Source organism: Pseudomonas sp. 58 R 12, assembly GCF_900005865.1.
Lineage (GTDB): Bacteria > Pseudomonadota > Gammaproteobacteria > Pseudomonadales > Pseudomonadaceae > Aquipseudomonas > Aquipseudomonas tritici.
The window spans coordinates 740,964-763,805 of sequence record NZ_CVTP01000016.1 but is presented as its reverse complement, the minus strand read 5'-3'; the positions used below and the strand labels follow the sequence as shown (position 1 = coordinate 763,805).

Sequence of the window (22,842 nt, the reverse complement as noted above, 5' to 3'; positions counted from 1 at the left end):
GGAATTTAATCTTGACGATGACCTACTCTCACATGGGGAAACCCCACACTACCATCGGCGATGCATCGTTTCACTACTGAGTTCGGGATGGGATCAGGTGGTTCCAATGCTCTATGGTCGTCAAGAAATTCGGGTACTGAGTCGTGGCCAGATGGCCTCGCTTCAGCAAATTGGGTATGTGACAGCTTTCGGTGTTTTCGTGAGATCGAACTTTCGGTTCTATCGTCTTCACACACCGCAATCTGATGCTCGTTAGAGTAGTCAAATTGCTTGGGTGTTATATGGTCAAGCCTCACGGGCAATTAGTATTGGTTAGCTCAACGCCTCACAGCGCTTACACACCCAACCTATCAACGTCGTAGTCTTCGACGGCCCTTCAGGGGACTCAAGGTCCCAGTGAGATCTCATCTTGAGGCTAGTTTCCCGCTTAGATGCTTTCAGCGGTTATCTATTCCGAACATAGCTACCCGGCAATGCCACTGGCGTGACAACCGGAACACCAGAGGTTCGTCCACTCCGGTCCTCTCGTACTAGGAGCAGCCCCTCTCAAATCTCAAACGTCCACGGCAGATAGGGACCGAACTGTCTCACGACGTTCTAAACCCAGCTCGCGTACCACTTTAAATGGCGAACAGCCATACCCTTGGGACCGGCTTCAGCCCCAGGATGTGATGAGCCGACATCGAGGTGCCAAACACCGCCGTCGATATGAACTCTTGGGCGGTATCAGCCTGTTATCCCCGGAGTACCTTTTATCCGTTGAGCGATGGCCCTTCCATACAGAACCACCGGATCACTAAGACCTACTTTCGTACCTGCTCGACGTGTCTGTCTCGCAGTCAAGCGCGCTTTTGCCTTTATACTCTACGACCGATTTCCGACCGGTCTGAGCGCACCTTCGTACTCCTCCGTTACTCTTTAGGAGGAGACCGCCCCAGTCAAACTACCCACCATACACTGTCCTCGATCCGGATAACGGACCTGAGTTAGAACCTCAAAGTTGCCAGGGTGGTATTTCAAGGTTGGCTCCACGCAGACTGGCGTCCACGCTTCAAAGCCTCCCACCTATCCTACACAAGCAAATTCAAAGTCCAGTGCAAAGCTATAGTAAAGGTTCACGGGGTCTTTCCGTCTAGCCGCGGATACACTGCATCTTCACAGCGATTTCAATTTCACTGAGTCTCGGGTGGAGACAGCGCCGCCATCGTTACGCCATTCGTGCAGGTCGGAACTTACCCGACAAGGAATTTCGCTACCTTAGGACCGTTATAGTTACGGCCGCCGTTTACCGGGGCTTCGATCAAGAGCTTCGCGTTAGCTAACCCCATCAATTAACCTTCCGGCACCGGGCAGGCGTCACACCCTATACGTCCACTTTCGTGTTTGCAGAGTGCTGTGTTTTTAATAAACAGTCGCAGCGGCCTGGTATCTTCGACCGGCATGAGCTTACGGAGCAAGTCCTTCACCCTCACCGGCGCACCTTCTCCCGAAGTTACGGTGCCATTTTGCCTAGTTCCTTCACCCGAGTTCTCTCAAGCGCCTTGGTATTCTCTACCCAACCACCTGTGTCGGTTTGGGGTACGGTTCCTGGTTACCTGAAGCTTAGAAGCTTTTCTTGGAAGCATGGCATCAACCACTTCGCTAACTAAAAGTTAGCTCGTCATCAGCTCTCGGCCTTAAGATCCCGGATTTACCTAAGATCTCAGCCTACCACCTTAAACTTGGACAACCAACGCCAAGCTGGCCTAGCCTTCTCCGTCCCTCCATCGCAATAACCAGAAGTACAGGAATATTAACCTGTTTTCCATCGACTACGCTTTTCAGCCTCGCCTTAGGGACCGACTAACCCTGCGTCGATTAACGTTGCGCAGGAAACCTTGGTCTTTCGGCGTGGGTGTTTTTCACACCCATTGTCGTTACTCATGTCAGCATTCGCACTTCTGATACCTCCAGCAAGCTTCTCAACTCACCTTCACAGGCTTACAGAACGCTCCTCTACCGCATCACTTACGTGATACCCGTAGCTTCGGTGTATGGTTTGAGCCCCGTTACATCTTCCGCGCAGGCCGACTCGACTAGTGAGCTATTACGCTTTCTTTAAAGGGTGGCTGCTTCTAAGCCAACCTCCTAGCTGTCTAAGCCTTCCCACATCGTTTCCCACTTAACCATAACTTTGGGACCTTAGCTGACGGTCTGGGTTGTTTCCCTTTTCACGACGGACGTTAGCACCCGCCGTGTGTCTCCCATGCTCGGCACTTGTAGGTATTCGGAGTTTGCATCGGTTTGGTAAGTCGGGATGACCCCCTAGCCGAAACAGTGCTCTACCCCCTACAGTGATACATGAGGCGCTACCTAAATAGCTTTCGAGGAGAACCAGCTATCTCCGAGCTTGATTAGCCTTTCACTCCGATCCACAGGTCATCCGCTAACTTTTCAACGGTAGTCGGTTCGGTCCTCCAGTTAGTGTTACCCAACCTTCAACCTGCCCATGGATAGATCGCCCGGTTTCGGGTCTATTCCCAGCGACTAGACGCCCTATTAAGACTCGCTTTCGCTACGCCTCCCCTATTCGGTTAAGCTCGCCACTGAAAATAAGTCGCTGACCCATTATACAAAAGGTACGCAGTCACCCAACAAAGTGGGCTCCCACTGCTTGTACGCATACGGTTTCAGGATCTATTTCACTCCCCTCTCCGGGGTTCTTTTCGCCTTTCCCTCACGGTACTAGTTCACTATCGGTCAGTCAGTAGTATTTAGCCTTGGAGGATGGTCCCCCCATATTCAGACAAAGTTTCTCGTGCTCCGTCCTACTCGATTTCATGACTAAGAGATTTTCGCGTACAGGGCTATCACCCACTATGGCCGCACTTTCCAGAGCGTTCCGCTAATCTCAAAGCCACTTAAGGGCTAGTCCCCGTTCGCTCGCCACTACTAAGGGAATCTCGGTTGATTTCTTTTCCTCAGGGTACTTAGATGTTTCAGTTCCCCTGGTTCGCTCCATACACCTATGTATTCAGTGTAAGGTAACCATCTTATGATGGCTGGGTTCCCCCATTCAGACATCTCCGGATCAAAGTCTGTTTGCCGACTCCCCGAAGCTTTTCGCAGGCTACCACGTCTTTCATCGCCTCTGACTGCCAAGGCATCCACCGTATGCGCTTCTTCACTTGACCATATAACCCCAAGCAATCTGGTTATACTGTGAAGACAACATTCGCCGAAAATTCGATAATACTCAAAACTGAGTAACTCACAAATTTTACCTTAGCCTGATCCGTTACCAGTGAAAGTAACGTTCAGTCTATCTTTCTATCACATACCCAAATTTTTAAAGAACGATCTAATCAAAGACTAGAAATCAACATTCACCATCATAACGATGGAATGCTCATTTCTAAGCTTTCATAACGTAGAAGCAGTAGTGGTGGAGCCAAACGGGATCGAACCGTTGACCTCCTGCGTGCAAGGCAGGCGCTCTCCCAGCTGAGCTATGGCCCCGTATTTCTACAGGCGTTTCCCACACAAAATTGGTGGGTCTGGGCAGATTCGAACTGCCGACCTCACCCTTATCAGGGGTGCGCTCTAACCAACTGAGCTACAGACCCAATTTCGGGCTGCTTCTTATCGTCTTCTTCAATGAATCAAGCAATTCGTGTGGGAACTTATGGAGCAGCTGATGTCGTCGATTAAGGAGGTGATCCAGCCGCAGGTTCCCCTACGGCTACCTTGTTACGACTTCACCCCAGTCATGAATCACACCGTGGTAACCGTCCTCCCGAAGGTTAGACTAGCTACTTCTGGTGCAACCCACTCCCATGGTGTGACGGGCGGTGTGTACAAGGCCCGGGAACGTATTCACCGCGACATTCTGATTCGCGATTACTAGCGATTCCGACTTCACGCAGTCGAGTTGCAGACTGCGATCCGGACTACGATCGGTTTTCTGGGATTAGCTCCACCTCGCGGCTTGGCAACCCTCTGTACCGACCATTGTAGCACGTGTGTAGCCCAGGCCGTAAGGGCCATGATGACTTGACGTCATCCCCACCTTCCTCCGGTTTGTCACCGGCAGTCTCCTTAGAGTGCCCACCATTATGTGCTGGTAACTAAGGACAAGGGTTGCGCTCGTTACGGGACTTAACCCAACATCTCACGACACGAGCTGACGACAGCCATGCAGCACCTGTCTCAATGTTCCCGAAGGCACCAATCTATCTCTAGAAAGTTCATTGGATGTCAAGGCCTGGTAAGGTTCTTCGCGTTGCTTCGAATTAAACCACATGCTCCACCGCTTGTGCGGGCCCCCGTCAATTCATTTGAGTTTTAACCTTGCGGCCGTACTCCCCAGGCGGTCAACTTAATGCGTTAGCTGCGCCACTAAAAGCTCAAGGCTTCCAACGGCTAGTTGACATCGTTTACGGCGTGGACTACCAGGGTATCTAATCCTGTTTGCTCCCCACGCTTTCGCACCTCAGTGTCAGTATTAGTCCAGGTGGTCGCCTTCGCCACTGGTGTTCCTTCCTATATCTACGCATTTCACCGCTACACAGGAAATTCCACCACCCTCTACCATACTCTAGTCAGTCAGTTTTGAATGCAGTTCCCAGGTTGAGCCCGGGGATTTCACATCCAACTTAACAAACCACCTACGCGCGCTTTACGCCCAGTAATTCCGATTAACGCTTGCACCCTCTGTATTACCGCGGCTGCTGGCACAGAGTTAGCCGGTGCTTATTCTGTCGGTAACGTCAAAACAATCACGTATTAGGTAACTGCCCTTCCTCCCAACTTAAAGTGCTTTACAATCCGAAGACCTTCTTCACACACGCGGCATGGCTGGATCAGGCTTTCGCCCATTGTCCAATATTCCCCACTGCTGCCTCCCGTAGGAGTCTGGACCGTGTCTCAGTTCCAGTGTGACTGATCATCCTCTCAGACCAGTTACGGATCGTCGCCTTGGTGAGCCATTACCTCACCAACTAGCTAATCCGACCTAGGCTCATCTGATAGCGCAAGGCCCGAAGGTCCCCTGCTTTCTCCCGTAGGACGTATGCGGTATTAGCGTCCGTTTCCGAACGTTATCCCCCACTACCAGGCAGATTCCTAGGCATTACTCACCCGTCCGCCGCTCTCAAGAGAAGCAAGCTTCTCTCTACCGCTCGACTTGCATGTGTTAGGCCTGCCGCCAGCGTTCAATCTGAGCCATGATCAAACTCTTCAGTTCAAACATCTTTGGGTTTTTAAGAAACCCTAAACTTGGCTCAGCAATCGTTGGTTACATCTTTGATTTCTCGCGGAGTAACTTGTGATGCTGATAATCTTGTTGACTATCAGTCTGACTCCACAAGCACCCACACGAATTGCTTGATTCAGTTGTTAAAGAGCGGTTGGTTAAGATCTTTCGTCTCAACCGAGGCGCGCATTCTACAGCAGCCTCATTTGCTGTCAAGTGATTATTTTCAGAAGTTTTCGAAGAATTCTTCAACAACTTCAACCACTTGCGCTTCCGATCTCTCGTTAGCGGGAGGCGAATTCTACAGCGTTACACGCTGCTGTCAACACCTCTTTTTCTCCGCTTTCGACCGAGAAGATCGAAACGTTAATAGAGCGAAACAACACTGCTCTACCAACTCCTTCTGGGCTTCGATCAACTGAAGCAACTCGCTGTCGAATCACGCATAACTCTTTGTTTACCAAGGAGTTTTCCGTTTCGACTGCGCCGGAAGTGGGGCGAATTATAGACTTCCAGAATCTGCCGTCAACCCTTAATTTTGCTTTTTATATCAATTAGTTAGGATTGATTAAAAAACCACCAGAAAAGCTACGATAACGCCCTCTATATAGAAGAGAAGACTCAGATAACACCCAACCCTTTCAAGACAGCTACGTTGGCCACACCCAATCCCAGCACATCCTGCAGCACTTTCGCCGTATGCTCCCCTAATAGAGGAGGCGCACTCCGGTACTCCACAGGGGTCTTGGACAACCGTATCGGACTGGCAACCTGGGGCACCATCCCCGCCAGCGCATGGGGCAACGCTATCGCCAACCCGCGCGCCTTGACCTGTGGATCGGCAAACACTTGGGCCAGGTCATTGATAGGCCCGCAAGGCACACCCACCTGCTCCAACTGTGACACCCACTCAGCCGTCGTCTTAAACACCGTAGCTTGGCGAATCAACGGAATCAGCTCCGCGCGATTGGCCACTCGCACCTTATTAGTAGAGAAACGCGGATCATCCGCCCACTGAGGCTGCCCAGCCACCTCAGCAAACTTACGAAACTGTCCGTCATTACCCACCGTCAGGATAAAGTCACCATCGGCCGTGGGAAAATCCTGATAAGGCACAATATTCGGGTGAGCATTGCCCAAGCGCTTAGGCGCCTCCCCAGTTGTCAGGTAATTCATCGCCTGGTTAGCCAGGCAAGCCACCTGCACATCCAGCAACGCCATATCAATATGTTGCCCGCCACCGTCATGCCCCCGATGCGCCAGCGCCGCCAGTATCGCTACGGTCGAATAAAGCCCCGTAAGAATGTCAGTCAGTGCCACGCCCACCTTCACCGGCCCAGCCCCGTCATCACCCTCCGGCCTGCCGGTCAGACTCATAAGCCCGCCCAACCCCTGGATCATGAAGTCATAGCCAGCACGCGCCGCATAAGGCCCCGTCTGACCAAAGCCGGTAATCGAGCAGTAGATCAACTCCGGATTGATCTCCTTGAGCGACTCATAATCCAGCCCATACGCCGCAAGACCACCCACCTTGAAGTTCTCGATGAGGATGTCCGACTTGGCCGCCAAGTCGCGCACCAGTGCCTGGCCCTCCGGCCGCGTGAAGTCGATAGTCACGGACTGCTTATTGCGATTGGCCGACAGGTAATACGCCGCCTCACTGGTGTTCTCGCCATAGGCATCTTTAAGGAAGGGCGGTCCCCACGCACGCGTGTCGTCGCCATTGCCAGGCCGTTCGACCTTAATTACCTCTGCCCCAAGGTCCGCCAGGATTTGCCCGGACCAGGGACCCGCCAGTACTCGCGATAAATCCAGTACCCGCAGATGCGAAAGCGCGCCCATGCCGTGCTCCTGTTAATAGAACGCCTGAAGACCGGTTTGCGCACGCCCCAAGATCAGGGCATGCACGTCATGGGTGCCTTCGTAGGTGTTCACCACCTCGAGGTTGACCAAATGGCGCGCCACCCCGAACTCATCGGAAATACCGTTGCCACCTAACATATCCCGCGCCATACGCGCGATATCCAGGGACTTGCCACACGAGTTGCGCTTCATGATTGAAGTAATCTCGACCGCTGCAGTGCCTTCATCCTTCATACGACCCAAACGCAGGCAGCCTTGCAGGGCTAGAGTGATCTCGGTCTGCATATCGGCCAGTTTCTTCTGGATCAATTGAGTCGCCGCCAATGGACGACCGAACTGCTGACGATCCAGAGTGTATTGGCGAGCGGTGTGCCAGCAGAATTCTGCGGCACCCAAAGCCCCCCAGGAGATGCCATAACGTGCAGAGTTGAGGCAGGTGAAAGGCCCCTTCAAGCCACGCACATCCGGGAAAATGTTCTCTTCGGGCACGAATACGTTATCCATGACGATTTCACCCGTAATGGAGGCGCGCAGCCCGACCTTGCCGTGAATCGCCGGGGCGCTCAGACCTTTCCAGCCTTTCTCCAAGACAAAACCACGGATGTCACCGGCATCGTCCTTGCCCCAGACCACAAATACATCCGCGATCGGGCTATTGGTGATCCACATCTTCGCGCCGGTCAGGCTGTAGCCGCCGTCTACCTTGCGCGCACGGGTAATCATCGCGCCCGGGTCGGAACCATGGTCAGGCTCTGTCAGGCCAAAACAGCCAATCCATTCGCCAGAGGCCAACTTCGGCAGGTACTTTTGTTTCTGCGCCTCAGTGCCAAACTCGTTGATAGGCACCATCACCAGTGACGACTGCACACTCATCATCGAACGGTAGCCCGAGTCGACACGCTCCACCTCACGCGCAATCAACCCATAGCAGACGTAGTTCAAACCGCTGCCACCGTACTGCTCCGGAATCATTGCGCCGAGCAGCCCGGTCTCACCCATCTCGCGAAAAATCGCCGTATCGGTCTTTTCATGGCGAAAGGCTTCGAGCACACGCGGTGCCAACTTGTCCTGGGCGAATTGCTCAGCACTGTCGCGCACCATGCGCTCTTCTTCGGTGAGCTGTTGATCCAGCAGCAGTGGATCAATCCAGTTGAAGCTTGCCTTACCAGCCATGAATAAGTCCTCGCGGAGAAAATCGGAAGTCGTGGAATGAGCCTAGGCCCGCCAGGCGCACAGGGCAAACGAGGTTTCCGCATAGGGTTGTGCTAATTTCTCACTTCGTAACGGTTAAGAACGGCCCATCAGCGCTTTATGAGTGAGGACACGGTATATGCGCAGAAAAATTCCCAGCACCACCGCCTTGGTCAGTTTTGAAGCAGCAGCCCGCCACGAAAGCTTCACCAAGGCCGCGCACGAGCTTTCGATCACTCAAGGCGCCATCTGTCGACAGATCGCCAGCCTTGAGGAGTTTTTGAGTGTCGAGCTGTTTCGGCGCTCACGGCGCGGGGTCAAGCTGACGGAAGCAGGGCTTTCCTACAGCCGTCGCGTTGCCACACAGTTAGACGCAGTGGAGCGCGATACGCTTTCGGTAATGGGACAGCAGGGCGCCAACGTCATTGAGCTGGCCGTGGTCCCGACGTTTGGCACTCAATGGTTAATACCTCGCCTTAAGGACTTTCAACGCCAGCACCCGGAAGTCACCGTCAACCTGACCAACCGCACGCGTCCCTTTCTGTTTGCCGATACCGAATTCGACGCCGCCATCTACTTCGGCGATGCCGACTGGTCCGGCACTGAATCCCATCGACTGATGGGTGAGAACCCTGTCCCCGTGTGCAGCCCACGACTTTTGGCTAGCCGCACGCAGCTCAGCGCTCAGGAGATTGCAGAGCTGCCGCTCCTGCAGCAGACCACTCGACCCTACGCGTGGCGCCAGTGGTTCAGTGCCCAACAGCTGAACATCCCCCGCGACATGACAGGCCCCCGTTACGAGCTATTCTCGATGTTGTCCCAGGCAGCCATGCATGACATGGGAATCGCGCTGATCCCGCCGTTCCTCATCCAGCGCGAGCTGGAGGAGGGCCACCTGGTGATTGCAAACCCCGAGACACTGACCAGCTCAAAGGCTTACTACCTGATGATTCCTGAGAGAAAAGTAGAATCTGCCTCCCTGCACGCATTCAGAGACTGGTTAATCGACCAATCACAGCGCTACAGCCCTAGTATCTAAAGGCTAAAGCTGAATTACTGACTATGTAGTCAATTAATTTTCGATCCTACAGATGTACATATATGTCGCATTTCAACAGACTGTATCTGTCAATCAAAAATCAGGCTAAAAGCCATGACCTACATGGCTTGTAGCGACTATTACAAGCCAATAGGCGACTATTCACACAAACCATTGCAAAACACCGCAAAAACGCCTGAAGCGCTTTAACTCCATGTATTAGAAGCGTTTATTTCGGCTTGTTGCGACAATCAGTCACAGGGTGACTTGTAGTTAATTTTTCGTCACACGTCATAATCCCTTGAAGGCCGTAAAGTTCGCCTGCAAAATGCCGCGCCCCGCTGTCATTTCAGCGGGATCGTGCTGATCGGCCGCCCCAGCTGCGCCACTCGCGGTGCACTGGCCTTTTTACAAAAAGATCAAAAGCAAAAAGATCATGCAGGAGATTTGACGTGCACATTGGTGTTCCTCTCGAAACCCAGACCGGTGAAACGCGGGTGGCTGCCACCCCGGAAACCATCAAGAAGCTGATCGGCCAGGGCCACAAGGTCACTGTTCAAAGCGGAGCAGGCATCAACGCCAGCGTCCCCGACAGTGCCTATGAAACGGCAGGCGCAACCATTGGCAGTGCCAGCGATGCGTTTGGCGCCGAGCTTATTCTCAAGGTAGTGGCCCCCAGCGACAGTGAACTTGAGCTGATCAAAAGCGGCACCGTGTTGGTGGGCATGCTCAATCCGTTCAGCAACGAAACTATCGCCAAGCTTGCCGAGCGTGGCATCACCGCCTTCGCACTGGAAGCCGCGCCGCGCACCTCCCGAGCCCAGAGCCTCGACGTGCTGTCTTCCCAAGCCAACATCGCCGGCTATAAAGCTGTGCTGCTCGCCGCTCATCACTATCCGCGCTTCATGCCGATGCTGATGACCGCCGCAGGCACCGTAAAAGCGGCGCGCGTGCTGATCCTCGGCGCTGGCGTGGCGGGCTTGCAGGCCATCGCCACGGCGAAACGTCTGGGTGCGGTGATCGAAGCGTCTGACGTACGCCCGGCCGTGAAGGAGCAGATTGAGTCCCTCGGCGCGAAGTTCGTCGACGTGCCCTACGAAACCGATGAAGAGCGCGAATGCGCCGTCGGTGTCGGTGGTTACGCCCGTCCAATGCCTACCAGCTGGATGCAGCGCCAGGCCCTGGCCGTGCACGAGCGCGCCAAGCAGGCCGACATCGTCATCACCACTGCATTGATTCCTGGCCGCAAGGCACCGACGCTGCTGAGCGCCGAGACCGTCGCGCAAATGAAGCCTGGCTCGGTGGTCATCGACCTCGCCGCAGCCCAGGGCGGCAACTGCCCGCTGACCGTCGCCGATCAAGTGGTAGTGCAGAACGGCGTGATCATTTGCGGCCCGACTAATCTGGCCGGTGCCGTAGCCGCCGATGCGTCGGCTTTATATGCACGCAACCTGCTGGACTTCCTGAAGCTGGTCTTCAACAAGGAAGGGCAGTTTGAACTCAACCTCGAAGACGACATCGTCGCCGCGTGCCTGATGTGCCGCGACGGCCAAGTCATCCGCAAAAACGCCTAAGCAGGGATTCAGACGATGGAAGAGCTTATCTCCCCCGGTATCTACAACCTGATCATCTTTGTGCTGGCGATTTATGTCGGTTACCACGTGGTCTGGAACGTTACCCCCGCGCTGCACACGCCTTTGATGGCGGTGACCAACGCCATTTCGGCGATCGTAATCGTCGGCGCCATGTTGGCTGCGTCGCTCACCGTGACACCGCTGGGCAAAACCATGGGCACACTTGCCGTGGCACTGGCGGCAGTCAACGTGTTTGGCGGCTTCCTGGTCACCCGCAGGATGCTTGAGATGTTCAAGAAGAAAGCGCCCAAAGTTAAAGAAGAGGTGCAGAAATAATGAGTATGAATCTGGTCACGACGCTGTATCTGATCGCGTCGATCTGTTTCATCCAGGCCCTCAAAGGCCTGTCGCACCCGAACACCTCGCGGCGCGGCAACCTGTTCGGCATGCTCGGCATGGCGCTGGCGGTACTCACCACCGTGGGCCTCATCTATAAGCTCGGCGCTGAGCTCGCCACTGCCGGCATCGGCTACGTGATTGTCGGCCTGCTGGTCGGCGGCACTGCCGGTTCGGTCATGGCCAAGCGCGTAGAAATGACCAAGATGCCGGAGCTGGTCGCCTTCATGCACAGCATGATCGGCCTGGCCGCGGTATTTATCGCCATCGCGGCGGTGGTGGAGCCGCAATCCCTGGGCATCGTCAAACACCTGGGCGACGCGATTCCTGCGGGTAACCGCCTGGAGCTGTTCCTCGGTGCAGCCATCGGCGCCATCACGTTCTCCGGTTCGGTGATCGCCTTCGGCAAACTGTCGGGAAAGTACAAGTTCCGCCTGTTCCAGGGCGCACCCGTTCAGTTCGGCGGTCAGCACAAGCTTAATCTGGTGCTCGGCCTCGCAACGCTCGGCCTGGGCCTGGCGTTCATGTTCACCGGCAACCTCACCGCGTTCTCGCTGATGCTGGCCCTGGCCTTCGTGCTTGGCGTGCTGATCATCATCCCAATCGGCGGCGCCGACATGCCAGTGGTGGTGTCGATGCTCAACAGTTACTCCGGCTGGGCGGCGGCGGGTATTGGCTTCTCGCTGAATAACTCGATGCTGATCATCGCCGGCTCCCTGGTGGGCTCGAGCGGCGCGATCCTGTCGTACATCATGTGCAAGGCGATGAACCGCTCCTTCTTTAATGTACTGCTCGGCGGTTTCGGCAATGCGCCGGACGCCGGTGCTGCGGCAGGTTCGAAGGAAGCACGCCCGGTAAAATCCGGCTCGGCCGACGACGCCACCTTCCTGCTGACCAACGCCGACACCGTGATCATCGTCCCGGGCTACGGCCTGGCAGTCGCTCGGGCGCAACATGCGCTCAAAGAGCTGACCGAAAAGCTGACTCACCGCGGCGTTACCGTGAAGTACGCGATCCACCCGGTGGCGGGGCGTATGCCTGGGCACATGAACGTCCTACTCGCTGAGGCAGAAGTGCCTTACGACCAAGTGTTCGAAATGGAAGACATCAACTCCGAGTTCGGCCAGGCCGACGTGGTGCTGGTGTTGGGCGCAAACGACGTGGTCAACCCGGCCGCCAAGAATGACCCGAACTCGCCGATTGCTGGCATGCCGATCCTCGAAGCGTTCAAGGCCAAGACCATCATCGTCAACAAGCGCTCGATGGCCAGCGGTTATGCTGGCCTGGATAACGAGCTGTTCTACCTGGACAAGACCATGATGGTCTTCGGTGACGCCAAGAAGGTCATCGAAGACATGGTCAAAGCCGTCGAGTAACAATGCTTCAGCGCAATACTCGAAACCCCGGCCTGCTGTAGGCTGGGGTTTTTTATGACTGCATGAAACCCGACCAAAGGCTCTAAATCGCTGCCCGGCATTCGACCATGGTAGCGGGCCGAATTTTTTTGAAATCACTAAACTGCGCACCTTGCCTCCGTAGCCCGAGATAACAATCCATGTACCGTGATCGTATCCGCTTGCCTTCGTTGTTGAACAAGGTCATGAGCGCGGCAGATGCCGCCGCACTGATCGAGGACGGCATGACCGTCGGCATGAGCGGCTTCACCCGTGCCGGTGAAGCCAAGGCCGTCCCCCACGCCCTGGCCGAACGCGCCAAGACTTCCCCACTGAAGATCACCCTGATGACCGGCGCGAGCTTGGGCAATGACCTGGATAAACAACTGACCGAAGCCGGCGTACTGTCACGACGCATGCCATTCCAAGTCGACAGCACCTTGCGTAAGGCGATCAACGCCGGCGAAGTGATGTTTATCGATCAGCACTTGTCGGAGACCGTGGAGCAACTGCGCAACAACCAGCTCAAGCTGCCGGACATCGCCGTGATCGAAGCCGTCGCCATCACCGAGCAAGGACATATCGTGCCCACCACCTCCGTGGGCAACTCGGCCAGCTTCGCCATTTTTGCCAAGCAGGTGATCATCGAGATCAACATGGCGCACAACCCAAATCTGGAAGGGTTGCACGACATCTATATCCCCACCTATCGGCCAACACGTACGCCAATCCCACTGGTCAACGTTGACGATCGCATTGGCAGCACCGCGATCCCGATTCCACCGGAAAAGATCGTCGCCATCGTTATCACCAACCAGCCCGACTCGGCCTCTACCGTGACGCCGCCTGACAACGACACCCAGGGCATCGCCAATCACCTGATCAACTTCCTCAAGCAGGAAGTCGACGCTGGCCGCATGACCAACAAGCTCGGCCCACTGCAGGCCGGGATCGGCAACATTGCCAACGCAGTGATGTGCGGGTTGATCGATTCGCCGTTCGAAGACCTCACCATGTATTCTGAAGTGTTGCAGGATTCGACCTTCGACCTCATCGACGCAGGCAAGCTGAGCTTCGCTTCGGGCAGCTCGATCACCTTGTCAGAACGACGCAATGCCGATGTGTTCGGCAACCTCGAACACTATAAGGACAAGCTGGTATTGCGCCCGCAGGAGATCTCCAACCATCCTGAAGTGGTGCGTCGCCTGGGCATCATCGGCATCAATACCGCGTTGGAGTTCGACATCTACGGCAACGTCAACTCCACTCATATCTGCGGCACCCGGATGATGAACGGCATTGGCGGCTCCGGCGATTTCGCGCGCAACGCGCATTTGGCGATCTTCGTCACCAAGTCGATTGCCAAAGGCGGTGCAATTTCCAGTGTGGTGCCAATGGTCAGCCATGTGGACCACACCGAGCATGATGTCGACATCCTGGTGACAGAAGTCGGATTGGCCGACCTGCGCGGCCTGGCGCCGAGGGAGCGGGCACGGGTGATCATCGACAATTGTGTGCACCCGGCCTACCGCGATGCGCTGAACACTTACTTCAATGCTGCTTGTGCCCTCGGTGGGCATACCCCACACATCCTGCGTGAAGCACTGAGCTGGCACATTAACCTGGAAGAAACGGGGCACATGCTCAAGGCGTGATTGATACAGATTCGAGCTGATGCAAATACAGTTTCATCAGCTCGGCACCCTCCTGGCCTTTTAATGAAAAAACTGTACTGCTGTACTGGTCATTTCCTACCTAAATATCCCACATACCTCGCCAAAAATGCCTATTTCGCACTTATTTAGTGCGGACAGGTACAGTTGCCCCGTTTTCGTACAGTACAGCACCCTTAAACAGTTAACTGCCCTCTCACAATACAAGTGAACTGTATCTAGAGAGTCTTGCGTCGGAAGAGGATCATTGGCATCAGTTAAACCACTACCTAATCCCGCCACAAGCGGAAGGATGTCATCATGGAACGTACACTCAGTTCCGATCTGTTCTCTGAAAAAGCTGTAAACAACCAAGCCGCAATGCCTCTGCGCGTTCTGGCCAACCTGATGTTGTGGCAGCGCCGCATCTCCAGCCGTCACCAACTGGCTCGCCTGGATTCGCGTCTGCTGGCTGACGCAGGTATCAGCGAAGCTCAACGTTACGAAGAGCTGAGCAAGCCGTTCTGGCGCTAACTTAGCGCTCGCTGGCCCTGACCCACCGGGTCCACTGCCAGCACTGATTCTTCAAAACAAAGCCCGCCCCGGGAAACCGGAGGCGGGCTTTGTTGTTTCCGGGATGGTGGTTTTGAACGGGAAAACAGAAGTCTTTCATAGCGACAGGTACAGTTTAAAAAATACAACAGTTAAGCGGTACAATTTAGCATTGGTGTATCTGTACCGGTCACACGGGCTCGCTCAACATGGTGTTCCAAGACCTCATGAAAGGTAACCGCCATGGATATGCCATCCCCTCCTTATAAGCGGTTTTTGCACCAGACGACCTCCATCCTCGCTAAATGGATGCGCCGCGCCTATGAACGACGCCAGCTGTCGCGGCTTGATGGCCGGGAGCTGTCGGATCTCGGTATCAGCCATGGGGACCAAATGGCTGAACTGTCCAAGCCGTTCTGGCGTGACTAGGCAGTCGAGGCGCTTCCCGAATGGATAAGTGTCGGCTTAATATCCACTCAACACGTGGCGAACCGCGTAGCACGGGCGTCTGATCCGAATGGTTGCCCTGCGCCACCTTATCCGTTCATCTACAGGAGTCACCCCATGTCCCGTCTTCGCCTGCTGAGTGCTGCAGCCCTGTTGGCCCTGGCTGCCAATGCCAATGCGACCAGCTTCATCGTGACCACCGACTCCATCGTCGGCGCGCTGAAGGCCACTTCCGACGCCAGCTCCGATGCCACTTCGTCCCTGCGTGACAATAAGGTCGTGCGCGCCGCTCGTGACGACGCCGCCAGCTTTGTCGCCAGCGAAGGCGCCATTCGTGGAGTAAAACTGGAAAGCGCCCTGGCGCAGATTCGCCAACAGGCTCCGCAACTGAACACCGCGACTGACGCCCAACTGGCCCAGGCCATCCTGGCGATCTGACGACAGGACGGATGCCTGGGCGCTGGCTCTCGCCCGGGCATTGCGCTAGCCTTGGCGCTCGCTTTCAATAGTCGAGTCCTATGGCTTTTTCATACCGCCTTTTAATAGTCCCTTTGATATTTTCCGCCGGCTGGTCGCCACTGTCTTCGGCCTTTGACCTGACCACTCAGAGCACCGTCGTCAGCGCGTACGCCACCAGTAAAGTGACCTCCGCACCCTTCGACAAAAAAGTGATAATGGCCGCCCAGGACGACGCTGCTGCATTTATCGCCACTGACGGCCAATGGCGGGGTGCACGGCTGGAGTCGGCGCTGGATTACCTGCGCCGTAACCAACCAAAACTTAACGCCAGCGACCTTGAACTGGCGCAAGCAATTCTCGTCCAATAATCATCTTTGTATTTCCATCTTTGTATTTGGAGTTATTCCATGCGTAGCCCGCTGATCGCCGCCACCCTTGGCCTGCTGTTGTTGGCCGACGTTGCCCAGGCGCATACCCTGGTTGCCACCAGTAACATCATTGTTCGCGCCTCTGGCCGCACCATTGATTTCACCTCGGACACCACCACTTCCATCCGCGATTCCAAAGTGGTGCGCGAAGCCCACGATGACGCCGCCAGCTTCGTAGCTACCAACGGCGAGATCCGTGGCGCGCGATTGGAAGCAGCCTTCGACACCCTGCGCACACGCTTGCCCGAAGCCCGTGACGCCAGTGACCAGACGCTCGCTGAAGCTATCCTCGCACTGTGAAGCGAATTGCCGCCTGGCTCCTGGCCGGGGCCGTGCTGCTGTGTGCCAGCGCGGCCCAGGCCAGCCTGCAACTGCGGCTCAAGACCGAGGGCTTGAGCCCGGCTGAACAACAGGCCAGCCAGGCGTTGCTCGACGAAGCGATGCGCTCTTTGCCGCCGCGCTTTATCGAGCAGTTGGACCGACGCATCGATGTCGGCTGGACCGACAAGATGCCCGAAAACGCCTACGGTCAAGCCTCCCTGGTGTCCGAGCTGGACCTCAACCGCAACCTGCTCGCCAGCCTCACCGATGGCAGCGCCGCTACTCAGAAAACCAATCGCCCCCACGGCACTGTGCGCCGGGAAATGCTTGCCACGGTGCTGCATGAACTGACCCATATCTATGACCGTGCGCGCCTGTGGTCCAAAGAAGACCGTGCGCTGATCAATCGTTGCAGCCGCCAGAACAGCCTCACCGGCCTCATCGGTCTGCCTGATCAATGTCGTGGCCAGAACGGCCGACGCTTTACCCTAAGCGATGACCCTCGCCTGCTGGACCTTGCCGGCTGGCCGCAATACGTTGGTCGGCGCGGCGAGCGTGAGCAGAACAATCACCAGGTCGCCCGCAGCCCGGACATCTACGAAACCACCAGCCCGCTGGAATTTGTCGCGGTCAATATGGAGTACTTCCTCCTCGACCCAAGCTACGCCTGCCGCCGCCCCTCACTGTTCCGCTATTACAAGGAACACTTCGGCTGGGCCCCGCCCGAACAAGACACCTGCGCCAAGAGCTACGCATTCCTGAACGCCGGCAACGACTTCGCCAAGACACCGCTGGGCCATGTCGACCCGGAGCGCGTCTACGAAATTGACTACCTGCTGGCCGAAGCCAACCAGAACCTGGTCAGCCGCTGGGGCCACAGCATGTTGCGCCTGGTGATCTGTGCGCCGGGCCGCCCGCGAGGGCCGGATTGTCGGCTGGACCTGGACCAGCATCTGGTGTTGTCCTACCGCGCGTTTGTCGGAGACGTACAGCTGTCGAGCTGGGATGGCCTGGTTGGCAAGTACCCGTCGCGACTGTTTGTACTGCCGCTGGCGCAAGTGATCGACGAGTACACCAAGACCGAGTTGCGCGGCTTGGCCTCTGTACCGTTGAAACTGACCCGCCAGGAAATCAACGACACCGTCGAACATGCCGCCGAAATGCACTGGAGCTATGACGGCAACTACTTCTTCATTTCCAACAACTGCGCAGTGGAAAGCCTCAAGCTGTTACGCAGCGGCAGCGCCAACCCACAACTGACCGGCCTGGATAACATCACCCCCAATGGTTTGCTGGAGGTTCTGAGCGCCCGCGGCCTGGCCGACACAAGTGTGCTGGACGACAAGCGCAAGGCCTTGCGCCTGGGCTATCACTTCGACTCCTTCCGCGAGCGTTACCAAGCGATGTTCGATGTGCTGCGAAAACACCTGCCGATCAAACAAACCCGGGTCGAAGACTGGCTGTCTCTCAGCGCAGAGGAACGCCGCCAGTGGTTCGGCCAGGCCGACCTGCGCACCAGCGCCGCGTTGCTGCTGCTGGAGCAGGCGAGCTTTCGTAAACAGTTGATGCTGGCCCAGGACGAGGTCAAGCAACGCTACCTCGGCGCTCGCGAGCTGAAAAACGGTGGCATGGAGAAAGCCAACGCCACGTTGCAACAGATCCTCGCCAACAGCGGCTTCCTCAGCCGCCCGGCAGAGCTGCTGGGCAGCGGTGGCTACGGGCTGCCGCAACCGTCGGAATCTAAACGCCTGGAATCGGAAAGCGCCGAACGCCAGAAGCAGCTGCAATCGCTGACCGGCGAACTGGATAAAGAGGTGAGGGCGCTGCTGGAGCCTTCCCGCTCCGCCGAAATTGCTGCGTGCGAAGCCAACCTCAAGCAGGTGGGCGAGCATTTGCGGGCATTGCATAAGGCCGCCGGCGGTCTGGAGCTCCCATAGACACCCGCAACTCCCGTAGCAGCTGTCGAGCTGCCAGCGAGGCTGCGTCGGCGGACTGCCTGACGCAGCCTCGCTGGCGCTCGACAGCTGCTACGACAACTTATTGCACCTCTCATCACCTGTTTTGCCAGCGAAAGCTGGCTGAAAGCTTTCGCGACTAGGATCACCTCCAACTGCCGGCAACAGACCGGCTGTACACAACAACAATGGTGATTCCCGATGTCCGCCCGTACCCGCCTGTTCGCCCCAACTCCACCCGTACGCCTCGTGCCTTTCGTTCTGCGCTGACCCCCACCGGTTCGCCATTCCCTAGCCGCGCTACGCCTGGAGTATTCCTATGCTGACTTTCCTTGGCTTTGCCATGGTCATCACGTTCATGTTCTTGATCATGACCAAGCGCCTGTCCGCGCTGATCGCCCTGATCATCGTGCCGATCCTGTTTGCGCTGTTCGGCGGTTTCGCCCCGAAGATCGGCCCGATGATGCTCGAAGGCATCACCAAGCTCGCGCCGACCGGCGTGATGCTGATGTTCGCCATTCTCTACTTTGCCCTGATGATCGACTCCGGCCTATTCGACCCGGCCGTGCGCAAGATCCTCAAGATGGTCAAGGGTGATCCGCTCAAAGTCTCCGTCGGCACCGCTGTGCTGGCCCTGGTCGTGTCCCTCGACGGTGACGGGGCCACCACCTACATGATCTGCGTGGCCGCCATGTTGCCGCTGTACCAGCGCATCGGCATGAGCCCGCGGATCATGGCCGGCTTGATCATTCTCGCCGGTGGCGTGATGAACATGACCCCTTGGGGCGGCCCGACCGCCCGCGCCGCCAGTGCGCTGCATGTGGACCCATCGGATATTTTCGTGCCGATGATCCCGGCCATGGCCGCTGGCGTGGTCGCGATCCTAGTGATCGCCTACATGTACGGCAAGCGCGAACGTGCGCGCTTGGGTGAACTGCACCTGCAAGGTGACGAGATCGACCACAGTGAAATCAGCGTGTCGCAATTCCCGGATGCCCGCCGTCCGAAGCTGATCTGGTTCAACGGCGCGCTGACCCTGGCGCTGATGTGCACCCTGATCGCCGGTCTGTTGCCACTGCCGGTGCTGTTCATGGTGGCGTTCAGTATCGCAATGATCGTCAACTACCCGTGCCTGCAACAGCAGAAAGACCGCGTCGCCGCCCATGCCGGCAGCGTCTTGGCGGTGGTGGGGCTGATCTTCGCCGCCGGTATCTTCACCGGCATTCTGTCCGGTACCGGCATGGTCGACGCCATGTCCAAGAGCCTGCTGGCGGTCATCCCGGAAGCGATGGGCCCGTACCTGGCGGTAATCACCGCGCTGGTCAGCATGCCCTTCACCTTCTTCATGTCCAACGACGCGTTCTACTATGGCGTACTGCCCGTACTCGCCGAAGCCGCCAGCCACTACGGCATCACCGCCGTCGAGATGGCCCGCGCGTCTATTGTTGGCCAGCCTGTGCACTTGCTCAGCCCGCTGGTACCTTCGACCTACTTGCTGGTAGCCCTGGCCGGTATCGAATTTGGCGATCACCAGCGCTTCACGCTGAAGTGGGCAGTGCTGGTATGCCTGTGCATAATGTTCGCCGCATTGCTGATGGGGATTTTTCCGCTGTTCAGCACTCTATAATCGTACCGACTCACTCACCGCGCGGCGCTGCAGCTTGCGCGGTCTAACACTTGCTCAAAGGAATACACATGGAATGGCTGACCAATCCGGAAATCTGGATTGCCTTCTTCACGCTGACGGCCCTCGAGATCGTTCTGGGTATCGATAACATCATCATGATTTCGATCCTGGTCAGCCGCATGCCCAAGCATATGCAGGCGCGCACCCGGATCTTCGGCCTGGCGCTGGCCATGGTCACGCGCATTCTGTTGCTGCTGTCGATCACGTGGGTCATGCAACTGACCAACGACCTGTTCGTGGTCTTCGGCCAAGGCATTTCCGGTCGCGACCTGATCCTGTTCTTCGGTGGCCTGTTCCTGCTGTGGAAAAGCTCCCAGGAGATGTACCACGCGCTCGAAGGTGAAGACGAAACCCACGAAGAACCGGGCGGCAAAGGTGGCAAGTTCATCTACACCATCATCCAGATCGCGATCATCGACATCGTGTTCTCCCTGGACTCGGTGATCACCGCTGTCGGCATGGTTTCCCATGTGCCGGTCATGGTTGCGGCGATTGTCGTGGCAGTGCTGGTGATGATGCTGGCGGCCGGCACCATCAGCGAATTCATCGACAAGCACCCGTCGCTGAAGATGCTCGCGCTGTCGTTCCTGCTGGTCGTGGGTACCGTGCTGATCGCCGAATCGTTCGATGTGCACGTGCCAAAAGGCTACGTCTACTTCGCCATGGCGTTCTCGCTGGCAGTGGAAGCGGTGAACATCAAGATGCGTACCGCCATCGCGAAAAAGCGCAAACAGCAGGATCCTGTGAAACTGCGCAAAGATATTCCGGGTCAATAAAACTGACTCGCTGCTGAAAAAGGGGCTTTCGAGCCCTTTTTTCTCGTCTGCAAAAAGCTGATTTCATGACAGTTTTGTTTCAATCCCCACTTTAGCTATGCGATGCTGGCGCAGAACCCATTCGCCAACTACAGCTTAATCACAAGACGTAGAACGGCAGCGGCAATTCTCATTTGCGTCGATTGGCGCACACCCACACGGGGGGCCGAGCATGCTGACCTTGCTCAATCTGCTTTCCGCCGTGACCCTGCTTATCTGGGGCACGCACATCGTCCGGACCGGCATCCTGCGGGTCTTCGGCTCCAACTTGCGCCAAGTCATCGGGCAGAACATGTCCAAGCGCTGGCTGGCGTTTGTCGCCGGTATCCTGGTGACCGCCATGGTGCAGAGCAGCAACGCCACGGCGATGCTGGTGACTTCCTTTGTTGGCCAGGGCCTGATGGGCCTCATGCCCGCCCTGGCGACCATGCTCGGCGCCGACGTCGGTACCGCATTGATGGCGCGCGTGCTGACCTTTGACTTGTCCTGGCTGTCACCGCTGCTGATCTTTCTCGGGGTGATTTTCTTCCTGTCGCGCAAACAGACGCGGGCAGGGCAGTTGGGCCGGGTAGGGATCGGTCTCGGGCTGATCATCCTCGCACTGCAACTGATCGTCGAAGCCGCCGGGCCGATCACCCACGCGCAGGGCGTGAAAGTGCTGTTCGCTTCGTTAACCGGCGACATCCTGCTCGACGCCCTGGTCGGTGCCTTGTTCGCGATGATTTCCTACTCAAGCCTGGCTGCCGTGCTGCTGACCGCCACCCTGGCCGGCGCCGGCGTGATCGGCCTGCACGTGGCCATCGGCCTGGTGATCGGCGCCAACATCGGCAGCGGCGTGCTGGCCTTCCTCAGCACCAGCATGCAGAACGCCGCCGGCCGCCAAGTGGCCTTGGGCAGCTTGCTGTACAAACTGATCGGCCTGCTGCTGATCATCCCGGTACTCGACCCGCTGGTGCTGTGGATGGACGGCCTGGACTACAGCGCCCAAGGCATGGTCATCACCTTCCACCTGCTCTACAACGTCAGTCGTTGCCTGATCCTGTTGCCCACCATCGGCCCGATGGCACGGCTGTGCGCCTGGCTGCTGCCTGAGCGTGAAGAGGTCAACGGCAAGGCCAAACCGCGCCATCTGGATCCTACCGCGCTGACCACGCCGAGCCTGGCACTGGCCAACGCCGCCCGCGAAACCCTGCGCCTGGGCGACCTCATCGACAACATGCTCACCGCCATGCAGGAGGTACTGCGCGGCAAACAGACCGCTATCACCCAGGAAATGCGCAGCCTCAGTGACGATGTCCAAGCGCTCTACAGCGCGATCAAACTCTACCTGGCGCAAATGCCCCGCGAAGACCTCAGCGAACAGGACAGCCGCCGTTGGGCCGAGATCATTGAGTTGTCGATCAACCTGAAACTGGCCGGCGACCTGATCGAGCGCATGCTGCGCAAAGTCCAGCAGCAGAAAACCTCCCAGCGCCGCCAGTTCTCCGAAGTGGGCCTGGAAGAACTGACCGGCCTGCACGGCCAACTGATCGCCAACCTGCGCCTCGGCTTGTCGGTATTCCTCAGCGCGGACCCGGAAAGCGCTCGCCAATTGCTGCGCGAGAAGCGCCGTTTCCGCGCCCAGGAACGCCGTCTGGCCCACGCCCATGTCAGCCGCCTGCAGCGCAAAATCGTACAGAGCCTGGAGACCAGTTCCCTGCATCTGGAACTGATTGCCGACATGAAACGCCTGAACTCGTTGTTTTGCAGCAGTGCTTATGTAGTGTTGGAAACGTCCGACACCGGCGCGCTCTCCGCCGAAGATATTGCCGACATCACACACTCGCCCTGAACGGA

The 22,842-nt window shown here is 56.9% G+C and carries 16 protein-coding genes, 2 tRNA genes and 3 rRNA genes; 14 read left to right on the top strand and 7 right to left on the bottom strand.

The genetic code is table 11. The features are described 5' to 3' along the window. Positions 1-9: 9 nt before the first annotated feature. The 7 genes from rrf to BFP95_RS12830 all read right to left on the bottom strand — a co-directional run bounded on the left by rrf (position 10) and on the right by BFP95_RS12830 (position 8,269). Positions 10-125 (bottom strand): 5S ribosomal RNA (rrf, locus tag BFP95_RS12860). Positions 126-281: 156 nt separating this feature from the next. Continuing rightward, positions 282-3,173, bottom strand: a 23S ribosomal RNA gene (locus BFP95_RS12855). Between the two features lie 249 nt (positions 3,174-3,422). Further along, positions 3,423-3,498, bottom strand: a tRNA-Ala gene (locus BFP95_RS12850). A gap of 30 nt (positions 3,499-3,528) precedes the next feature. Next, positions 3,529-3,605, bottom strand: a tRNA-Ile gene (locus BFP95_RS12845). Between the two features lie 82 nt (positions 3,606-3,687). Beyond that, positions 3,688-5,224: ribosomal RNA gene (locus BFP95_RS12840) — 16S ribosomal RNA — on the bottom strand. Together the 16S, 23S and 5S rRNA genes with 2 tRNA genes alongside form the textbook arrangement of a ribosomal RNA operon. 630 nt (positions 5,225-5,854) lie before the next feature. Beyond that, positions 5,855-7,075: a CaiB/BaiF CoA transferase family protein gene (locus BFP95_RS12835; RefSeq protein ID WP_065875665.1), complete on the bottom strand. Its 1,221-nt coding sequence runs from the start codon at positions 7,073-7,075 to the stop codon at positions 5,855-5,857. Between the two features lie 12 nt (positions 7,076-7,087). Continuing rightward, positions 7,088-8,269 carry an acyl-CoA dehydrogenase gene (locus BFP95_RS12830; RefSeq protein ID WP_065875664.1) on the bottom strand — a complete coding sequence of 394 codons (1,182 nt, stop codon included), beginning with the start codon at positions 8,267-8,269 and terminating at the stop codon, positions 7,088-7,090. Between the two features lie 157 nt (positions 8,270-8,426). Between BFP95_RS12830 and BFP95_RS12825 the strand changes: the two genes are divergently transcribed. From BFP95_RS12825 to BFP95_RS12760, 14 genes are all read left to right on the top strand, one after another. Then, on the top strand, positions 8,427-9,326 hold the full coding sequence (locus BFP95_RS12825; protein ID WP_065891252.1) for a LysR family transcriptional regulator: 900 nt from the start codon (positions 8,427-8,429) through the stop codon (positions 9,324-9,326). A gap of 452 nt (positions 9,327-9,778) precedes the next feature. Further along, on the top strand, positions 9,779-10,900 hold the full coding sequence (locus BFP95_RS12820) for a Re/Si-specific NAD(P)(+) transhydrogenase subunit alpha (RefSeq protein ID WP_049710711.1): 1,122 nt from the start codon (positions 9,779-9,781) through the stop codon (positions 10,898-10,900). Between the two features lie 15 nt (positions 10,901-10,915). Next, the gene (locus BFP95_RS12815; protein ID WP_065910223.1) at positions 10,916-11,236 is read left to right on the top strand and encodes an NAD(P) transhydrogenase subunit alpha; all 321 of its coding nucleotides are present in this window, start codon (positions 10,916-10,918) and stop codon (positions 11,234-11,236) included. Beyond that, entirely contained in the window at positions 11,236-12,672 is a 1,437-nt protein-coding gene (locus BFP95_RS12810; RefSeq protein WP_065910221.1) for an NAD(P)(+) transhydrogenase (Re/Si-specific) subunit beta, read from the top strand. The genes BFP95_RS12815 and BFP95_RS12810 overlap by 1 nt, the downstream gene beginning before the upstream one ends. Positions 12,673-12,851: 179 nt before the next feature. Beyond that, a complete protein-coding gene (locus BFP95_RS12805) occupies positions 12,852-14,345 on the top strand; it encodes an acetyl-CoA hydrolase/transferase family protein (RefSeq protein WP_065910219.1) in 1,494 nt (497 codons plus the stop codon). A 318-nt stretch (positions 14,346-14,663) separates the two neighbouring features. Beyond that, the gene (locus BFP95_RS12800) at positions 14,664-14,876 is read left to right on the top strand and encodes a DUF1127 domain-containing protein (RefSeq protein WP_049710714.1); all 213 of its coding nucleotides are present in this window, start codon (positions 14,664-14,666) and stop codon (positions 14,874-14,876) included. A gap of 261 nt (positions 14,877-15,137) precedes the next feature. Further along, positions 15,138-15,323 carry a DUF1127 domain-containing protein gene (locus BFP95_RS12795; protein WP_065875659.1) on the top strand — a complete coding sequence of 62 codons (186 nt, stop codon included), beginning with the start codon at positions 15,138-15,140 and terminating at the stop codon, positions 15,321-15,323. A 135-nt stretch (positions 15,324-15,458) separates the two neighbouring features. Next, positions 15,459-15,779, top strand: a complete 321-nt coding sequence (locus BFP95_RS12790) for a DUF2388 domain-containing protein (protein ID WP_025854295.1) — start codon at positions 15,459-15,461, stop codon at positions 15,777-15,779. 80 nt (positions 15,780-15,859) lie between these two features. Next, positions 15,860-16,168: a DUF2388 domain-containing protein gene (locus tag BFP95_RS12785; protein WP_065910217.1), complete on the top strand. Its 309-nt coding sequence runs from the start codon at positions 15,860-15,862 to the stop codon at positions 16,166-16,168. Positions 16,169-16,207: 39 nt separating this feature from the next. Continuing rightward, the gene (locus tag BFP95_RS12780) at positions 16,208-16,528 is read left to right on the top strand and encodes a DUF2388 domain-containing protein (protein WP_049710717.1); all 321 of its coding nucleotides are present in this window, start codon (positions 16,208-16,210) and stop codon (positions 16,526-16,528) included. Further along, positions 16,525-18,486, top strand: coding sequence for a DUF7844 domain-containing protein (locus BFP95_RS12775; RefSeq protein WP_065910215.1), 1,962 nt, complete (start codon positions 16,525-16,527; stop codon positions 18,484-18,486). Before BFP95_RS12780 ends, BFP95_RS12775 begins: the two co-directional genes overlap by 4 nt. 337 nt (positions 18,487-18,823) lie before the next feature. Beyond that, positions 18,824-20,131 carry a CitMHS family transporter gene (locus BFP95_RS12770; RefSeq protein ID WP_003187405.1) on the top strand — a complete coding sequence of 436 codons (1,308 nt, stop codon included), beginning with the start codon at positions 18,824-18,826 and terminating at the stop codon, positions 20,129-20,131. 68 nt (positions 20,132-20,199) lie between these two features. Beyond that, positions 20,200-20,967, top strand: a complete 768-nt coding sequence (locus BFP95_RS12765; RefSeq protein ID WP_049710720.1) for a TerC family protein — start codon at positions 20,200-20,202, stop codon at positions 20,965-20,967. A gap of 211 nt (positions 20,968-21,178) precedes the next feature. Then, a complete protein-coding gene (locus BFP95_RS12760) occupies positions 21,179-22,837 on the top strand; it encodes a Na/Pi cotransporter family protein (protein WP_065910212.1) in 1,659 nt (552 codons plus the stop codon). Positions 22,838-22,842: the final 5 nt, after the last annotated feature.

Coding starts and splice junctions, on each gene's coding strand:
- BFP95_RS12830 (WP_065875664.1), bottom strand. CDS start 8,269: ATGGCTGGTAAGGCAAGCTTCAACTGGATTGATCCACTGCTGCTGGAT.
- BFP95_RS12785 (WP_065910217.1), top strand. CDS start 15,860: ATGGCTTTTTCATACCGCCTTTTAATAGTCCCTTTGATATTTTCCGCC.
- BFP95_RS12825 (WP_065891252.1), top strand. CDS start 8,427: ATGCGCAGAAAAATTCCCAGCACCACCGCCTTGGTCAGTTTTGAAGCA.
- BFP95_RS12790 (WP_025854295.1), top strand. CDS start 15,459: ATGTCCCGTCTTCGCCTGCTGAGTGCTGCAGCCCTGTTGGCCCTGGCT.
- BFP95_RS12760 (WP_065910212.1), top strand. CDS start 21,179: ATGCTGACCTTGCTCAATCTGCTTTCCGCCGTGACCCTGCTTATCTGG.
- BFP95_RS12765 (WP_049710720.1), top strand. CDS start 20,200: ATGGAATGGCTGACCAATCCGGAAATCTGGATTGCCTTCTTCACGCTG.
- BFP95_RS12780 (WP_049710717.1), top strand. CDS start 16,208: ATGCGTAGCCCGCTGATCGCCGCCACCCTTGGCCTGCTGTTGTTGGCC.
- BFP95_RS12815 (WP_065910223.1), top strand. CDS start 10,916: ATGGAAGAGCTTATCTCCCCCGGTATCTACAACCTGATCATCTTTGTG.
- BFP95_RS12810 (WP_065910221.1), top strand. CDS start 11,236: ATGAGTATGAATCTGGTCACGACGCTGTATCTGATCGCGTCGATCTGT.
- BFP95_RS12770 (WP_003187405.1), top strand. CDS start 18,824: ATGCTGACTTTCCTTGGCTTTGCCATGGTCATCACGTTCATGTTCTTG.
- BFP95_RS12795 (WP_065875659.1), top strand. CDS start 15,138: ATGGATATGCCATCCCCTCCTTATAAGCGGTTTTTGCACCAGACGACC.
- BFP95_RS12835 (WP_065875665.1), bottom strand. CDS start 7,075: ATGGGCGCGCTTTCGCATCTGCGGGTACTGGATTTATCGCGAGTACTG.
- BFP95_RS12800 (WP_049710714.1), top strand. CDS start 14,664: ATGGAACGTACACTCAGTTCCGATCTGTTCTCTGAAAAAGCTGTAAAC.
- BFP95_RS12805 (WP_065910219.1), top strand. CDS start 12,852: ATGTACCGTGATCGTATCCGCTTGCCTTCGTTGTTGAACAAGGTCATG.